The sequence below is a fragment of the Microcoleus sp. D3_18_C4 genome (assembly GCF_036702355.1).
GTDB lineage: Bacteria > Cyanobacteriota > Cyanobacteriia > Cyanobacteriales > Microcoleaceae > Microcoleus.
In genome coordinates, this window is the sequence record NZ_JAUBTF010000018.1 from 48649 (window position 1) to 63527 (window position 14879).

12 protein-coding genes are annotated in these 14879 nt (G+C 46.7%); 3 read left to right on the forward strand and 9 right to left on the reverse strand.

Going from position 1 to position 14879, the window contains the following annotated elements:
* The first annotated feature begins 28 nt into the window (after positions 1–28).
* Positions 29–865: an alpha/beta hydrolase gene (locus QUA90_RS11710; RefSeq protein ID WP_333445589.1), complete on the forward strand. Its 837-nt coding sequence runs from the start codon at positions 29–31 to the stop codon at positions 863–865.
* A 128-nt stretch (positions 866–993) separates the two neighbouring features.
* On the opposite strand, the gene QUA90_RS11715 is transcribed toward QUA90_RS11710, so the two are convergent.
* From QUA90_RS11715 to carA, 5 genes are all read right to left on the reverse strand, one after another.
* Positions 994–1272: a DUF1816 domain-containing protein gene (locus QUA90_RS11715; RefSeq protein ID WP_333384762.1), complete on the reverse strand. Its 279-nt coding sequence runs from the start codon at positions 1270–1272 to the stop codon at positions 994–996.
* A gap of 293 nt (positions 1273–1565) precedes the next feature.
* Positions 1566–3014, reverse strand: a complete 1449-nt coding sequence (gene rlmB, locus QUA90_RS11720) for a 23S rRNA (guanosine(2251)-2'-O)-methyltransferase RlmB (RefSeq protein WP_333445591.1) — start codon at positions 3012–3014, stop codon at positions 1566–1568.
* Positions 3015–3277: 263 nt separating this feature from the next.
* Positions 3278–3724, reverse strand: a complete 447-nt coding sequence (locus QUA90_RS11725; RefSeq protein WP_333227565.1) for a ribonuclease III domain-containing protein — start codon at positions 3722–3724, stop codon at positions 3278–3280.
* 383 nt (positions 3725–4107) lie between these two features.
* Positions 4108–4464: an STAS domain-containing protein gene (locus QUA90_RS11730; protein ID WP_333082737.1), complete on the reverse strand. Its 357-nt coding sequence runs from the start codon at positions 4462–4464 to the stop codon at positions 4108–4110.
* A 181-nt stretch (positions 4465–4645) separates the two neighbouring features.
* Positions 4646–5803: a glutamine-hydrolyzing carbamoyl-phosphate synthase small subunit gene (carA, locus tag QUA90_RS11735; RefSeq protein ID WP_333384754.1), complete on the reverse strand. Its 1158-nt coding sequence runs from the start codon at positions 5801–5803 to the stop codon at positions 4646–4648.
* A gap of 410 nt (positions 5804–6213) precedes the next feature.
* Here carA and QUA90_RS11740 point away from each other — a divergent pair, with 410 nt between their 5' ends.
* The gene (locus QUA90_RS11740) at positions 6214–6858 is read left to right on the forward strand and encodes a retropepsin-like aspartic protease (RefSeq protein WP_333150830.1); all 645 of its coding nucleotides are present in this window, start codon (positions 6214–6216) and stop codon (positions 6856–6858) included.
* Here the strand turns inward: QUA90_RS11740 and QUA90_RS11745 are convergent.
* The gene (locus QUA90_RS11745) at positions 6855–7031 is read right to left on the reverse strand and encodes a hypothetical protein (RefSeq protein WP_333445594.1); all 177 of its coding nucleotides are present in this window, start codon (positions 7029–7031) and stop codon (positions 6855–6857) included. The genes QUA90_RS11740 and QUA90_RS11745 overlap by 4 nt on opposite strands.
* Positions 7028–8143, reverse strand: a complete 1116-nt coding sequence (trpD, locus tag QUA90_RS11750; RefSeq protein WP_333445596.1) for an anthranilate phosphoribosyltransferase — start codon at positions 8141–8143, stop codon at positions 7028–7030. The genes QUA90_RS11745 and trpD overlap by 4 nt, the downstream gene beginning before the upstream one ends.
* An 875-nt stretch (positions 8144–9018) precedes the next feature.
* Here trpD and QUA90_RS11755 point away from each other — a divergent pair.
* Complete coding sequence (locus tag QUA90_RS11755; RefSeq protein ID WP_333322101.1) at positions 9019–12000, forward strand: PAS domain S-box protein; 2982 nt, start codon at positions 9019–9021, stop codon at positions 11998–12000.
* A 185-nt stretch (positions 12001–12185) separates the two neighbouring features.
* Here QUA90_RS11755 and QUA90_RS11760 read toward each other — a convergent pair whose 3' ends face one another.
* Both QUA90_RS11760 and QUA90_RS11765 read right to left on the reverse strand, forming a co-directional pair.
* A complete protein-coding gene (locus tag QUA90_RS11760) occupies positions 12186–13955 on the reverse strand; it encodes an adenylate/guanylate cyclase domain-containing protein (protein ID WP_333445598.1) in 1770 nt (589 codons plus the stop codon).
* Positions 13952–14347 (reverse strand): response regulator, encoded by a 396-nt coding sequence (locus tag QUA90_RS11765; RefSeq protein WP_333445600.1) that lies wholly within the window; start codon positions 14345–14347, stop codon positions 13952–13954. Before QUA90_RS11765 ends, QUA90_RS11760 begins: the two co-directional genes overlap by 4 nt.
* Positions 14348–14879: the final 532 nt, after the last annotated feature.

Here is a 14879-nt window from a genome sequence, read left to right on the forward strand (position 1 = left end):
GAAAACGCACCGCCCAAACAGTTAAAAAATGCCGCATCAAAAACTCAGTGTTTCCGTCAAAGGCAAAGGATTTCCTATTCTCTGCTTGCACGGCCATCCAGGTTCCGGCGATTGTATGTCGGTATTCACAGAACACCTCTCAAAACGCTTCCAGACGATCGCCCCAGACTTGCGCGGCTACGGCAACAGTCGCACCTCAACTTTCTTTGAAATGACCGATCATCTGGTGGATTTAGAAGCACTATTAGACAGATTAGGAGTCGATCGCTGTTTGGTGATCGGATGGTCCTTGGGAGGGATTTTAGCCCTGGAATTAGCCATGAAATATCCCCAGCGAGTCACCGGTTTGATTCTCCTTGCATCCGCAGCCAAACCGCGAGGAAGTCACCCTCCCATCTCTTGGCAAGATAACCTTTACACCGGTTTAGCCGGAATTATCAATTGGGCCCTACCCGGTTGGCAGTGGAATATTGATACTTTTGCGAGGCGATCGCTCTTTCGCTACTTGATACAGCAGCATAACGCCACCCCTTACCGCTACTTAGCACAGGCAGGTACTCCCGCCTACCTCAAGACTTCCAACACGGCCACCAAGGCGTTAAATACCGCTCTGAGGGCTGGATACGATCGACTGCTGCACCTTGGCGACATTCAATGTCCCAGCTTGGTGTTGGCCGGAGAGGCCGATCGGCACATCACCTCAGCATCCAGTTTAGAAACCGCCCGCCACCTCCAGGATTGTCAGTGGCAGTGCTATCCCAATACAGCCCACTTGTTCCCTTGGGAAATTCCCGATCGGGTAATCGCAGACATCGATCGTTGGATTGAGAGTCACCCCGAAGCAGTTGGAAATTGCGAGTGTTGAGTTGGGAGTTTGTCAGAAGCAATTTATCACCCAACACTCAAGAGTTTTGAAGTTATAACTCACAACTCAAAACCGCACAGCGTTGCGAGGGAAGCGTAGCCCTCTCAAAACTCAAAACTCCCCTGTTTCTACTGACCGCTCAAAACCGGCCACAGCCCTCCATCACCAAGCTTTCCCAAATCTTCTGCAACAGTTAAAGTAATTGGTTTGCAGCGGTAAATCGAAACACTAACACCTTCTGCCCCTTCATTTTCTATGTCTTCTACATATCCTGCTTTTGCAGTTTCCGCCTCTCCCTGGGTTAAGAACGGGCCAAAATAGTAAATGCACCGCGGCGCTGAAGTTTTAACTTCAACCCACCAAGCCAATCCGAAAAAGTTGAGCAAGCTAATCAAGAATTCTTTCATCTGCTTTTCTAATGTATTTGACGGTGTTTTCTGGGTGCTGCGAACACGCCTAGGCTTTTGTTATTTACACGTGGCTGACTGCTGCCAAGAACCGCTCCAAACCTATTTAAATATATCTAAATAGATTTGTGTCGAATTCCTGTTTGAACGTAGGGGCAAGACCCCTTATACTTTGGCCTGAACAAGTAACGACAGTCGATCGGCTATCCTTACTTGTTCCGGGTGTCGTGCCACTCCATTCTGGGTGGCATTGACAATAAACTACTCTGTTGTGCTCTTTTTTTCAACCACCTTTACGATCCGTGTACGTGAAACTTTTTGGGCCCACGCTGGCGATAAATTTCGTATAAAGCCATCCCCGTTGCTACCGAGACATTCAGGCTAGGAGTATGGCCTCTTAAAGGAATTGAAACTAATCCGTCACATCCGCGCTGTATCAAAAGGCTCAAACCGTCAGCTTCACCACCCACCACTAAAACAGTGGGCCCGGAGAACTTGACTGTCTCTATAGATTGACCGACGCCTGCTGCAGTGCCATAAATCCAGAATCCAGCCTCTTTGAGTTCTTCCAGCGCCCGGTTAAGATTGACAACCCTCGCCACTGGCAGGCTTTCCAATGCCCCTGCTGCCACTTTTCTCACTGCCGAGGTAATCCCAACAGCCCGTCGCTGCGGAATCACCATGCCCTGAGATCCCAATGCTTCTGCGGTGCGAATAATCGCCCCTAGATTGTGCGGGTCGTTGAGTCCTTCTGCTACCACAATTACTGGATCTTCGCAAGCCGACTTAGCCTTTGCGATCAGTTCGCTCAAATCCAGGTATTCGTAGGCTGATACTTGGGCGGCTACGCCTTGGTGGTTTGCTTTGCGCGTGATGTAGTCGAGGCGCAAATCGTCAACTTCGTCAATAATGCTGCCGTTGGCTTTGGCTTCGGTTAGCAAGCTATGAAAGCGGGGATCGTAGCGCAGGTGGGGGACAACCCAGATCCGGTTTAGGACTTGGTTTGTTTCTAAAGCCGCTTGCACCGCATGGCGGCCGTAAATCATGTCGTCTGTGTCTGCGTCTGGTTGCACGACTGTATTTGAGGCAGTGTCAACAGGGCGAGTGTCTCTGTCTTTGTCTCTGTCTCTGAAATGGTTGCCCCGGAATTCCTGCGGGCTCTTGTCTTTGTCTCTGTCTTTGTAATAATTGCCCCTGGATTCCTGCGGGCTGCTGTCTCTGTCTCTGTCTCGGAAATTGTTGCGGGCCGGCTGCGGGCTGCTGTCTCTGTCTCTGTCTCGGAAATTGTTGCGGGTCGGCTGGGGGCTGCTGTCTCTGTCTCTGTCTCTGTCTCTGTCTCGGAAATTGTTGCGGGTCGGCTGGGGGCTGCTGTCTCTGTCTCTGTCTCTGTCTCGGAAATTGTTGCGGGTCGGCTGGGGGCTGCTGCTATCTCTGTCTTGGTAATAATTGCCCCTGGATTCCTGCGGGCTGCTGTCTCTGTCTTTGAAATGATTATTTCTGCGAATTTCCGGTTGGCCGTCGGCATCGGATCTCCGTTTGAAAATTGCTCTCACAGGCATTTCTCGTGATTGCGGGGCGAAGGTCGATCGCTTTTGAGGCGCGTCTACTCCGCGAGTATCGGGACGGGGCTTGCGTTCAAAGCGGGGAGAGGATGGTTGTGAGTCCTGACGGCGGCCTTCGCTTTTGAATGGCTTGCTGTCGGAATTGGATCGCGAAAAGTTGGGTTTGGTAAATTTTCTCATGGGTTTCTTGTGCTCAAAACGTTTTGGCTGAAGGCTAGTCGATTGTAGATGGTAGATGTGAGATTCTTGATTGAGGGAGCAATCTTTGGGCTTTGAGATTTGAGATAGTCTAGCGAGGGAGCAAGGATTTTGCTGTGTTCAAATTGCTAGTTAATAACTGATCAATCCTGTTTTGCCGATCAAGATTTTTGCGGTTTTATGTTAGCCGTGCCAGGATGGTTAATTAATCCCTCCCCATTCCCAACTTTTAACTGCTAAATCCTTTAAGTCTCAAGATCTAAAAGTGCCAGAAGTTCGGTCAATCTTTCGGGATCGGTGAGATACAAATATCCGATCAAAGTTTCTAAGCTGCTGGCTTGTTGGTATATCTCTGGATCTGCTCGCTTAGAACGGCCCGCTGCAGCATTGCGGCCGCGCTTGACAATTGCTAATTCTGTACTGTTCAAGTAAGGAGAGATCGATCGCAAATGACGCGCTTGAGTTTCGGCTCGTACTTGCCCCACCACTAATTCGTGATAAGCTTGCAATCTTCTGGGTGGCACTAAGTACGAACTCCGAACGTAGAGTTCGTACACTGCATCTCCCAAATATGCCCAGGCTGCGGGCGAAATTCTTTCTATTTCTGCTGGTGTAGCCCTCGCAGGATGCACTCGATTTAAACTGATATCCGTCAGACTCAGTTTGAGTCCGTCATCTGCGATCGGCGACATACTTTTTTAAATAAAACTTCCGCACAGCTTGGTTTTTCTAGTCACTTACTTATTTCGTCTTTCGTTACTTCAGCAATTATAGCTTTCACAGGAGTGTTCGCTGTCCGATCGCGAAGCGAGATATATAGGCAAAGGTTGGCGTGACGATCGCACTCCTAAAAAAGGCTTTTTACCAGATCGGGATGCTCTAATTTTTATACCATTTTTTCGCGTGTTTGCCACACATATTTTACTGCCCATCCACCGAAACTCTAAGCATCGGGGAGATAGCGGCTGGCGCGTGTCGCAGCTTCTGGGAAAATCGGTATTATTTTACCCGCAAAAAAATAAAAATTTGCTATCCAGCGTTGAGAACCGGATAGCTAATTTAATCCACTTTGGCGTCAAGCATCCTTGACGTTTTTTACCGCCTCATCAACCGAAGGCTGCAAAGACAAAAATTTCTCTAAGCGAACCAGTTTAACAGTCTGAGTTACGCGGGGATTTGAGACAATTTGCAATGTCCCTTCCAAGGTTTGGGCTTTTTTGACAAGTTGCACAAGTGCGCCCAAGCCTGAACTATCCACAAAGTCTATCTGAGACAAGTCCAAAATTACGTGTTTTGGGCCGTCGTCAATACATTTGCTTATTACCTTCCGAAAAGTGGCCTCAGAAAAAGCGTCCAGCAGGCCCGTCAGGCGAAATAACTGACAGTTATTCCTGACTTCGCGAGTGCCTCTGAGGCTAACGGTCAGGGTCAATGACTCAGAAATGACACCCTCCTAGCTAGATATGGCTTAAAGTCGAGGCTTCATTATAGGAGTTTTTTGTTTTTTTGTCTACAGTTTTTTAGTTATGAGTCATTAGTCATTAGTCATTAGTCAGAAGCGCTCGACACAAACAGCCTCTGATGACTACTGACTAATGACTGCTGAGTGCTGACTACTTACTGCTGGCTACTTTCTGATTGTCTCGCATTGACTGCACGAATCGATCGAATAAATAGTCGGCGTCGTGCGGGCCCGGACTGGCTTCTGGGTGGTACTGCACTGAGAACAGTGGCAGAGTTTTATGCTTCAATCCGGCTACGGTGCGATCGTTCAAATTGAGATGAGTAATCTCTACTTCGGGGGCTAGCGAATCGGGGTCGATCGCAAAACCATGATTTTGGCTAGTAATTTCTATTTGCTCAGTTAAACCCGCTGGATGATTCAATCCCCGATGGCCGAACTTAAGTTTAAAAGTTTCTGCACCCAAGGAAAGTCCCAAAATTTGGTGTCCCATGCAGATGCCGAATACGGGTTTGTCCGACTTTAATAAAGCTTTCGCAGTCGCTATCCCTTCCGTTACCGCCGCCGGATCTCCAGGGCCGTTGGACAGAAAAATGCCGTCCGGGTTGTATTTGAGAATTTCCTCCGGCGACGTGTCAGCGGGGACAACGATGACCCGACACCCGTAACTCGCCAGACGCCGCAGGATGTTGCGCTTGATCCCAAAGTCTAGCGCTACCACAGTCCACATTTTGCCGTTAGCAGGTTTGACTGTAGGACTGAACTCCCAAACCGAGTCCGTGGCTTCAGACCACTCGTAAACCTCGCGAGTGGTGACTTCCTGGACTAGATTCAGCCCGTCCATGCTGGGGGCGTCTTGCACTAGCTCCAAAAGCTCTGCCTGGTCGAGAATCGTGGTCGAAATGCCACCGTTGATCGCTCCCACCGTGCGAATTTTGCGAGTCAGGGCGCGGGTGTCGATCCCGTAAATTCCGGGGATATCGTACTGTTTCAGGTAGTCTTGCAGAGATTGCGAGCAGCGCCAGTTGCTGGGGCGGCTGCATACGTTCCGGGCGATCGCACCCCGAATTTGCGGGCGCGAGGATTCTTCGTCTTCGAGATTTACCCCGGTATTGCCCAATTCTGGATAAGTAAAAGTTACAATTTGACCGCAATAGCTGGGATCGGTCAATACTTCTTGGTAGCCCGTCATTCCCGTATTAAATACTACCTCGCCAACGACGGTGGCGTCAGCGCCAAACGACCAGCCGCGGTAAGCAGTACCGTCAGCCAGGACTAGGAGAGCGGGTTGTGCAGTTGAAAGTGACATGGCATCCTTAATTACTTTCGTTTGGTTTCATTCTTACCACTGCCAGGGATTTGATGCTAGTCGGCAATATACAGATATTATTTTAATTTGTGCAAGGGTTCGGAAAAGCAAGGCACTTATGCCGCAGGTAATCAAAAAGCAGCAATACAGCAGTTCTCAATCTTGGTGAGGTATGCCCTATGCCTTATGCCCTATGCCCTATGCCCTATGTCCTATGCCCTATGCCCTATGCCCGCTTATAAAGCGTGTACCTCATGTTACTGAGAAAGGCTATAAGTGCGTGCAAATTTTCCATCTCCCCCGCGCCAGCAATTTATCTGCAAGCAGCTTAGGAGGCGGGCGGAAATTCTATATCTATACCAAAAGGCAGTTGTCGCTGTTACGATCGAGCTACAGCGTTTAACGAAACTATGGCTAGTAAATCACCCTTGCCTTTACTCTCAAACTCAAAAAAGCCTCTACCGATCCCTCAAAACCTGCGCCAACCTTTACTGGTTTTAGCAGGGGTTATTTCTCTGAGCAGTTCAATTTTAGTAGGGAGTGTTGCCAACTCCTCGCCAGCAGTGGCTCAAGAAAGTGAGGGATGCTTCATGCGGAGCTCGTCAGGCCGAACCGTCAACCTCAGCCAATCAGTCTGCGGTTTTCTCCCCAAAGAATTGACTCCCCCCACTTCGGCGGCGGCAAAGTCGGGAGTGTTTCAGGCAAAAATCAAACGCCGAGAGGCTAATATCCCCGTCATAGAAGTCACGTTTAACGGCAAACAAAAGTTCGAGATGATGGTAGATTCTGGAGCTAGTGGCACAGTAATTACACCAGCAATGGCTAAAGCCTTGGGCGTTGTTCTCCAGGGAACAGTGCAAGCACAAACTCCCAACGGAGTGGCTACTTTTCCCCTCGGTCGCCTGAGCTCTATGGAAGCAGGTGGTCTGGCAGTTAACAATGTAGTTGTCGCAGTCTCGCCGTCGCTAGATATCGGACTGTTGGGTCACGACTTTTTTGGTAATAAAGATGTGACTATTAAGCAAGATGTCATTGAATTTCGATCGCGCTCTTAACAAGAACGAAGGAGGGAGAGGGAAGAAGTAAAGAAAAATGGAAAATTAAATAATTTTTCTTGTGGGTTAGTTAAAACAAAAAATTCCTTCTTCCTTCTTCCTTCTTCCTTCTTCCTTCTTCCTTCCGTTACATCCGTTGCAAAATCCGTTGCCGAACTTCCTTCTTCCTTCATTTCAAAAACTCAATCAACTGCTGCAACTTCAACCAAGATTCGCCGCTCAATAAAATCTCCTTAGCCAGAGAAACTCCTGCTGCGTGAGAACCCATAGGAATTGCACCTCCCACCTGAAAAGCTAAAGACGCATTCAAAGCTACAACATCCATTTGCGCGCGCGTACCTTTCCCTTGCAAAATGTTCCGCAAAATCTCGGCGTTTTCCTCAACATTTCCGCCTTTTAATGAGCCGATCGCACTTGGTGTCAATCCTACCTTTTCCGGGTCTAAAGTAGTGAGTTCCACTTTGCCATCAGACAAAACCGCCAAATCAGTCACATCACCCAAACCCGCCTCGTCCAATTTTTCTCTGCCGTGAACGACTAAAGCTAACTCAGTCCCCAACTCGCCCAAAGCTTGAGCAATAGTTGATACCAGACTAGGATCGAACACCCCGATTATCTGCCCTGTAGGGCGCATAGGATTGACAAGGGGCCCTAATAGGTTAAAAATAGTCCGCACCTTCAAAGTTCGCCGGAGCGGCGCTACAGCCTTAAGTGCGGGATGCCACCCAGGGGCAAATAAAAAGGTGATGCCCACAGAGTCTACCGCAGATCTTACCTTCGCGGGATCGGCGTTGAGGTTGACTCCGAGTGCTTCCAACACGTCAGCAGAACCCACTTTGCTCGATGCGGAGCGATTTCCGTGTTTGGCGACTCGAACTTTGCCGGCGGCGGCCACAAAAGCTACAGCAGTGGAAATGTTAAACGTGGAAGCGCCGTCGCCACCTGTGCCGCAAGTATCAATTAATTTGAGATTGGAGATTGAGGATTTGGGATTGAAAATGCTCTCTGATTCACCTGCAAGCGACTGAGAATGCAATACCTGAGCCATTCCTGCCAATTCTTGGGCTGAGATGCCTTTGGCTTGGATGGCCGCTAAAATGGCTCCTGAGAGGACGGGGGGAATAGCTTCGGCTAGCCATCCCTGCATCAAGTCGGCTGCTTGGGTGCGTGAGAGAGATTGTCTGTCTAATAGTTGTTGCAGGAGGGCTGGCCACACAGGAGAATCCGGCGTCGGGGTTGAAGCAGGGGATAACTCTGGCGTTGCTAGTAGAGGAGAATTTGTCATTTATTAGTTTTTAGTCAAATTTAGCTTGATCGAGCTTTGTGGCCAAACCGAGAATCGATCGGGATTTTACCAGACTTGCCGACCACATTTTGCGCGATCGGGCCCCGATTTTTGCTCAAATGCCAGCACCGCTACAGAATTTTTCCGCCCGCAGTAGCAGAATATGAATTTTTTGATACAACAATTACCCTATTGTTGTGCCAACTTTACATAGAAACCCCAAATCGTACAACTGCTAGCAGTCTGCTGTATTATCTATCAGCAATAATACTTAACACTAACTCAGAGCAGCCAAAGACCGATAAAAGTTTCCGAGAGGAGTTCTGGAGACCAAAAAATTTTAGACATTAGGGAGCCCAAGATTCATCTGTGGAGTCAATTCTTTAATCTAAAATCTAAAATCTCAAATCGATTGACAGCAAGGACAGCGAGCGTTTAGCTCTTGCAGGCGGGTTTGTGGCATTGGGCAAGAGTCGATCGTCGTACTCTCACCCAAATCCTAAAAATAGGATCTTGCGGTTGTAGAAGTCGCTGCCTTTTATTGTAAGAACATCCTTGCTACTAACTTATTTCAGGGTATTCAACTGCTAATATATTCAGGGAGATTTCAAGGAGCGGGTTTTGCTCGAACACCTGCACCGCAAGCCGATCGATGTGCCAATGCGATCGTGACAGCCAGTCAAGCATCAAATAAATACGGGATTAGCTAAACTTTCCGCAACTATCACTAATAACTAACAGTCCAGTAGGACAGATGAATAAACACACTCGTCTCCGGCTGCGATACACCATCTTTCAGCCTAAATAACGGCTCAAATTTAACAGGCGGTAGACCAAAAATATTCAACTCACACACAAGAGCAGGGTATTCACAAGTGGGAAATCAAAAATTAGGAAATAAAGCGATAGAATGCCTGAATGTCGCGGAGGCACTGCACCAAATGGAAGCAAAATATTATAGTATGTTTGAAAATGCTGTGTCGGGTATTTTTCAAACAAGCCAATCCGGTCGCTACATCAGCGCTAACCCAGCTTTGGCTCGCATCTACGGATATAATTCCGCCGAAGAATTAATGGGCTGTCTGACTGATATCAGCGATCAGCTTTATGTCAATCCCGATCGGCGCGATCAGTTTGTTTCTGCTTTGCAAGAACAGGGCATCGTATCGGATTTTGAGTCGCAGATTTATCGGCGGGACGGAACAATAATTTGGATCGCTGAGAATGCGCGCGCTGTCTGCGATGAAGCAGGAAAATTGCTCTACTACGAAGGTTTTGTAGAAGATATTACCCAGCGAAAGCAAGCAGAATCTGCACTTCGAGAAAGCGAAGAACGCCTGCGCTTAATAATTGAAGGCGTTAAGGATTACGCTATATTCATGTTAGATCCTGAGGGGTATGTAGCTAGCTGGAATTCTGGTGCAGAACGCATTTTGGGATACAGATCTCATGAAATAGTCGGCAATAATTCGGAGTGTTTTTTCACTAAAGAAGATCTTGAAATCGGCAAGCACAAAGAAAAATTAATCCTGGCGGTGGCAGAAGGTCGATACGAAAATGAAGGCTGGCGGCTTCGCAAAGACGGATCGCGATTTTGGGCGAATATTATTGTTACTCCTTTGCGCGATGAAAGGGGAAAGTTGCAGGGCTTTTCTCAAGTAATGCAGGATATTACTGAGCAAAAGCGGGCGGCTGAGGAAAAGATGCAGTTGATTGCTTCTTTGCAGGCGTCGGAAAAAAAGTTTCGCACTTTGTACGAATCGACGACTGATGCGGTAATGCTGCTAGATGAAGAGGGTTTTTTGGATTGCAATCCGGCTACTTTAAACTTATTTGGATGCAGCACTGAGTCGGAGTTTTGCGGCAAGCATCCTTCGGAGTTCAGCCCGCCGTTGCAACCGGATGGACAAGATTCTAGGAGTCTTTCTCAAGAGCGAATTAATACGGCTCTGCGATCGGGAAATTGCCGTTTTGACTGGCGGCACCGTCGTTTGGATGGTTCTGAGTTTCCGGCGGAAGTGCTGCTAACTTCTATGGATATCGGCGGCAAAATAGGGCTGCAAGGCGTGGTGCGCGATATCACTTATCGGGTGCAGGCTGAGGAAGCCCTGAAGCAGGCTAATGAGGTATTGGAATGCCGGGTTAAAGAGCGGACAAGTCAGTTGGAAGAGGCTATTAAAAAGTTGAGTTTATCGGAAGAAAAGTTTTCTAAGGCTTTTCGATCGAGCCCAGATCCGATGATTATTACTACTTTTGCTGAGGGTCGTTTTATTGAAGTTAATGATAGTTTTCTGTCGATGACTGGTTACGATTTAGAAGAAACGACCTGGAATACAGTACCGGGGTTAAATATTTGGGTAAGGCCTGAAGACAGACTTAATTTTAGGCGAAGTTTGCACGAACAAGGTGTTGTTCGCAATCAGGAATGCGAGTTTCGGATGAAGTCGGGATCTGTGGTGGTATGTTTGCTGTCAGCAGAGTTGATTAATTTGGACGGCGAACTCTGTATGCTGGCGGTGATGACGGATATTACCGATCGCAAACACGCCGAAGAAGCCCTACGGGAAAGCCAGCGGGCCTTGGCGACGCTGATGAGCAATTTGCCGGGAATGGCCTACCGTTTTCGCAACGATGCCGATCGCAGTATGGAGTTTGTCAGCGAAGGTTGCTATCAGTTAGCCGGCTATTCTCCTGAAGAATTTATCGGCACTCGGCAAGTTTCTATATCGGAATTGACTCACCCGGACGATCGTGAGAATTTGTGGAATGCCGTGCAAGTTGCTTTGCAAGAAAATCGACCCTATCAGCTAAATTACCGAATTACTGCTAAAAATGGCGAATTAAAATGGGTTTGGGAGCAAGGTTTGGGAGTGTTTTCCGACTCGGGAGAATTGATAGCTTTGGAAGGGTTAATTACTGACATTTCCGAGCAGAAACGCAGTGAAGAAGCTTTGCGGCGATCGCAAACAGAGTTAACCCAACAAAAACTTCAACTTGAAAATACTTTGCACGAATTGCAGCAAACTCAAGCTCAATTGATTCACACTGAAAAAATGTCTACTCTCGGTCAAATGGTAGCCGGTGTTGCTCACGAAATTAACAATCCCGTTAGCAGCGTTTGCGGCAATCTCGTTCACGTCGGCCACTACACGGAAGATTTGCTGAATTTGCTCGATATGTACCAGCAGCACTGCCCGCAGCCGCCGGCAGCAATTCAAAATAAAATTAAGGATATCGAATTAGAGTTTCTGCTAGAAGATTTGCCGAAAGCGATGTCTTCGATGCAGGTTGGGGCCGATCGCATTCGGGAAATCGTGCGATCGCTCAGAAATTTCTCCCGCAAAGATGATTCTCAAATGAGCAAAGTTAACCTGCACGAAGGGATTGAAGGAACGTTGCTGATCCTGCAAAGCCGCCTGAAAGCCAGAGGCAACTATCCCGAAATTGCAGTAATTAAGGACTATGGAAATTTGCCTTTGGTTGAGTGTTATGCTGGGAAAATCAATCAGGTATTTATGAATTTGATCGGAAATGCGATCGACGCGATCGAGGAATACAACGAAGGGCGTTCAGTTGCCGAAGTCAAAGCTAACCGCAGCAAGATTAAAATTAGGACAGAAGTCCAAAACTCCCATGCTGTAATTAGGATTTCTGACAACGGCCCCGGTATGCCCGAAGAAGTTTCCCAGCAGTTATTCGAGGCTTTTTTTACCACCAAACCCGCCGACAAAGGCACCGGTTTAGGCCTGTCAATTTCCTACAAAGTTGTCCAAGAACACGGTGGCAAACTTAGCTGCGTGTCCGCACTCGGCCACGGAGCCGAGTTTATCATAGAATTGCCGATCGAACAACCGTAGTCAGCAGTCATTAGTCATTGGTTATTGGTTATTTGTGACTGTTGGCTGTTGACTGATGACTGTTGACTGATGACGCTCGATCCCTAACCAATGACTAATAACTAATGACTAATGACTAATAACTAATAACTAATAACAACTGACAAATGCCAACTGCCAACTAACAACTACCAACTGCCAACTAACTACTGACACCTTTCCCAATAAATTCGAGCCACCTTATCCCCCGGATTTGGCCCCAAACAATCCGCAAAAAGTCCCGCAGCTTCCCTAAAATTATTCATATTGTACAAAGACAAAGCCTCAGTAAATAGTTGCAGAGTCGCTAACTTCCCCGCTTTAACTTCCGGCAAATCCGCATCGAAAACTTCATAAACAGTCACCCATTCAGACTTACCCTTAACCTGAACTTTATCAATTACCCTAATTCCGTAATCAGCAGGATTTGTCAAGCGATCGAAAGTCTGCTGAGTAATTAACAGCGACACCCCGTAATTCTTCGTCAAACTTTCTATCCGAGAAGCCAAATTAACCGCATCGCTAATCACAGTACCCTCCATGCGGCTTTTTCCGCCCACTATACCCAGAATCAAAGAACCAGTATTGATTCCCACCCCAATCTCAACTGGCACATAACCCACAGAAGCGCGATCTCGATTGTATTCAGCCAGAGTATGCAGCATCGCAATTCCGGCTTTCACAGCATCATCCGCCCCCTCACTAAACAAAGCCATAATTGCATCGCCAATATACTTATCAATAAACCCCTGATTTTCCACAATCAGCGGTTCCATTCGACTCAGATAAGAATTGATAAATTTGAAATTCTCTTCCGGTGTCATCTTTTCCGAGAGAGTAGTGAAATCGCGGATGTCAGAAAACAAAACTGACATTTCCAACTCCACCGCTTCTCCCAATTTAATATCAACAATACTATCACATCCCAAAAAAGCTAAAAACTCATTGGGTACAAAGCGACTTGTCGCCTCCGCAATTTCTAATTCTGCATCCAGTGAAAGTTCCAAATTGCAATTGACCTCAAAGAGATCCTCAATGAACTTTTTGCGTTCTGCCTCAGCTTCTTGGCGTTCCGTGATATCTTGAAAAGTGTTGATAGCATAAACAATATTTCCTTGTTGATCGTAGATTGGAGTAGCGAATATCTCTAAGGGAATAATCTTATCGCCTTGATGAACTTCTGCATCGTCAGCCGTAGCACTTTCCCCCTTCAAGGCGCGCACGATGGGCAAATTCTCCGTAGGATACTTTTGATTTGTGCCTGCTTGATAGAGTTGATAAACCTCTGACAATTCCTTGAAACTGGTATCCGGCACAACTCCTTTACCCAATATCTCTTTTGCTTTCCGATTAATGTAGTAAGGTTGGCCGTCCGCATCTAGGACACCCACACCAATCGGCATTGCTTCCAAAAACTGCGTCAACCGATTTTCATCTTCGTGTAGTTTAGCAATGAGTAGGGTTTGCTGGCTGTTTAACTCGGCAAACTCCTGATTTATTTGCTGGAGTTGGGCATTTTGTTGTGCGAGTTGTTGATGTTGAAGATAACTATTTAGCGCTTCTCTAACCGTCAATTTCAAGTCTTCAGCTTGCCAAGGTTTAGTAATATAACGATATAAGTTTGCAGAGTTAATAGCATTGGCGATTGCCCCAATATCTGCTTGTCCTGTCAGCATAATTTTTATAGTTTTAGGCGAAATTATATGAGCCTGTTTTAACAGCTCATCTCCCTTCATTTCAGGCATAATGTGGTCGGAAATAATTAAAGGAATTTCATCCCCATCCTCTAGCAATTCTTCAATTAACTCTAATGCCTCTTGCCCACCTTCAGCAATTTCGATTATATAATCATTGCCAACAGCCTCTTGCAGTTCTGCTTTAAGACTCCTGAGTACAGTTTTTTCATCATCAACACAGATAATTACCTGTTGGCTCATAGTTTAGATAAACCAGATTTAATCGTTTCTAGTAAATCGGATTCCAACCAAGGTTTAGACAAGCAACAATGAAGATTAGCCAGTTTTTTTGCTCGATCAATTGCTACTTCATCTGCTTGACCAGTCAGCATAATTTTAATAATATGCGGGTGTTTTTGGTGAATGCGAATTAGTAGATCATCTCCCTTAATACCGGGCATTAACCAATCCGAAATAATCAGAATCACGTGGGTTTGTTCGTCAGAAAGTTCGCTGATTACATCTAAAGCCTCCTCAGCATCTTCGGCTGCTTCGTAGGTGTAGGCATTGCCAAATTCTGCTGCTAGCTGCGTCCTGAGACTGTCTAATACCATTCTCTCATCGTCAACGCACAAAATAACTGGTTTAGACATCTATTTTTTCTCCTTTTTACTTGTTATTAGTAGCAAAAGTAGTCACAGTAGTAAAGTGTATTAGTCGACCCCATCTTATCTTAAGATGTCACAAGTCAACGGCTCGCCAAATCCTCTCCCCCTCCCCAGTCGCCGAAACCAAGCAATTTATATGCGTAAGCATAACGCATTGTAGTGCTGTTTTACATCCGTTTCCTGTGGAATCCAACTTATTGGCATCATAACGCTTTAACTTTTAAAATCCTCCCAGTTGGGTAGATTGCAGGTTGGGTGTAACTGACATCTTGCACCATTCTCAAGAACAGGCTTATCGGCCTGTTCCACGAGAGATAATTTTTTGTGTGGAACAGACCGGAAAGCCTGTTCATAAAAGGTTTATTGACAATGGTGCAAGATGTGAGGTGTAACCAAGTAAAATCCGACCTACTTACTGCTTTACATCATTGGCGAGATCCTTCACCTGCTTATACCAATTTAATGTGAAATTACATATATTTCGAGCCCCCTCGAATCCCCCTTAATAAGGGGAGTA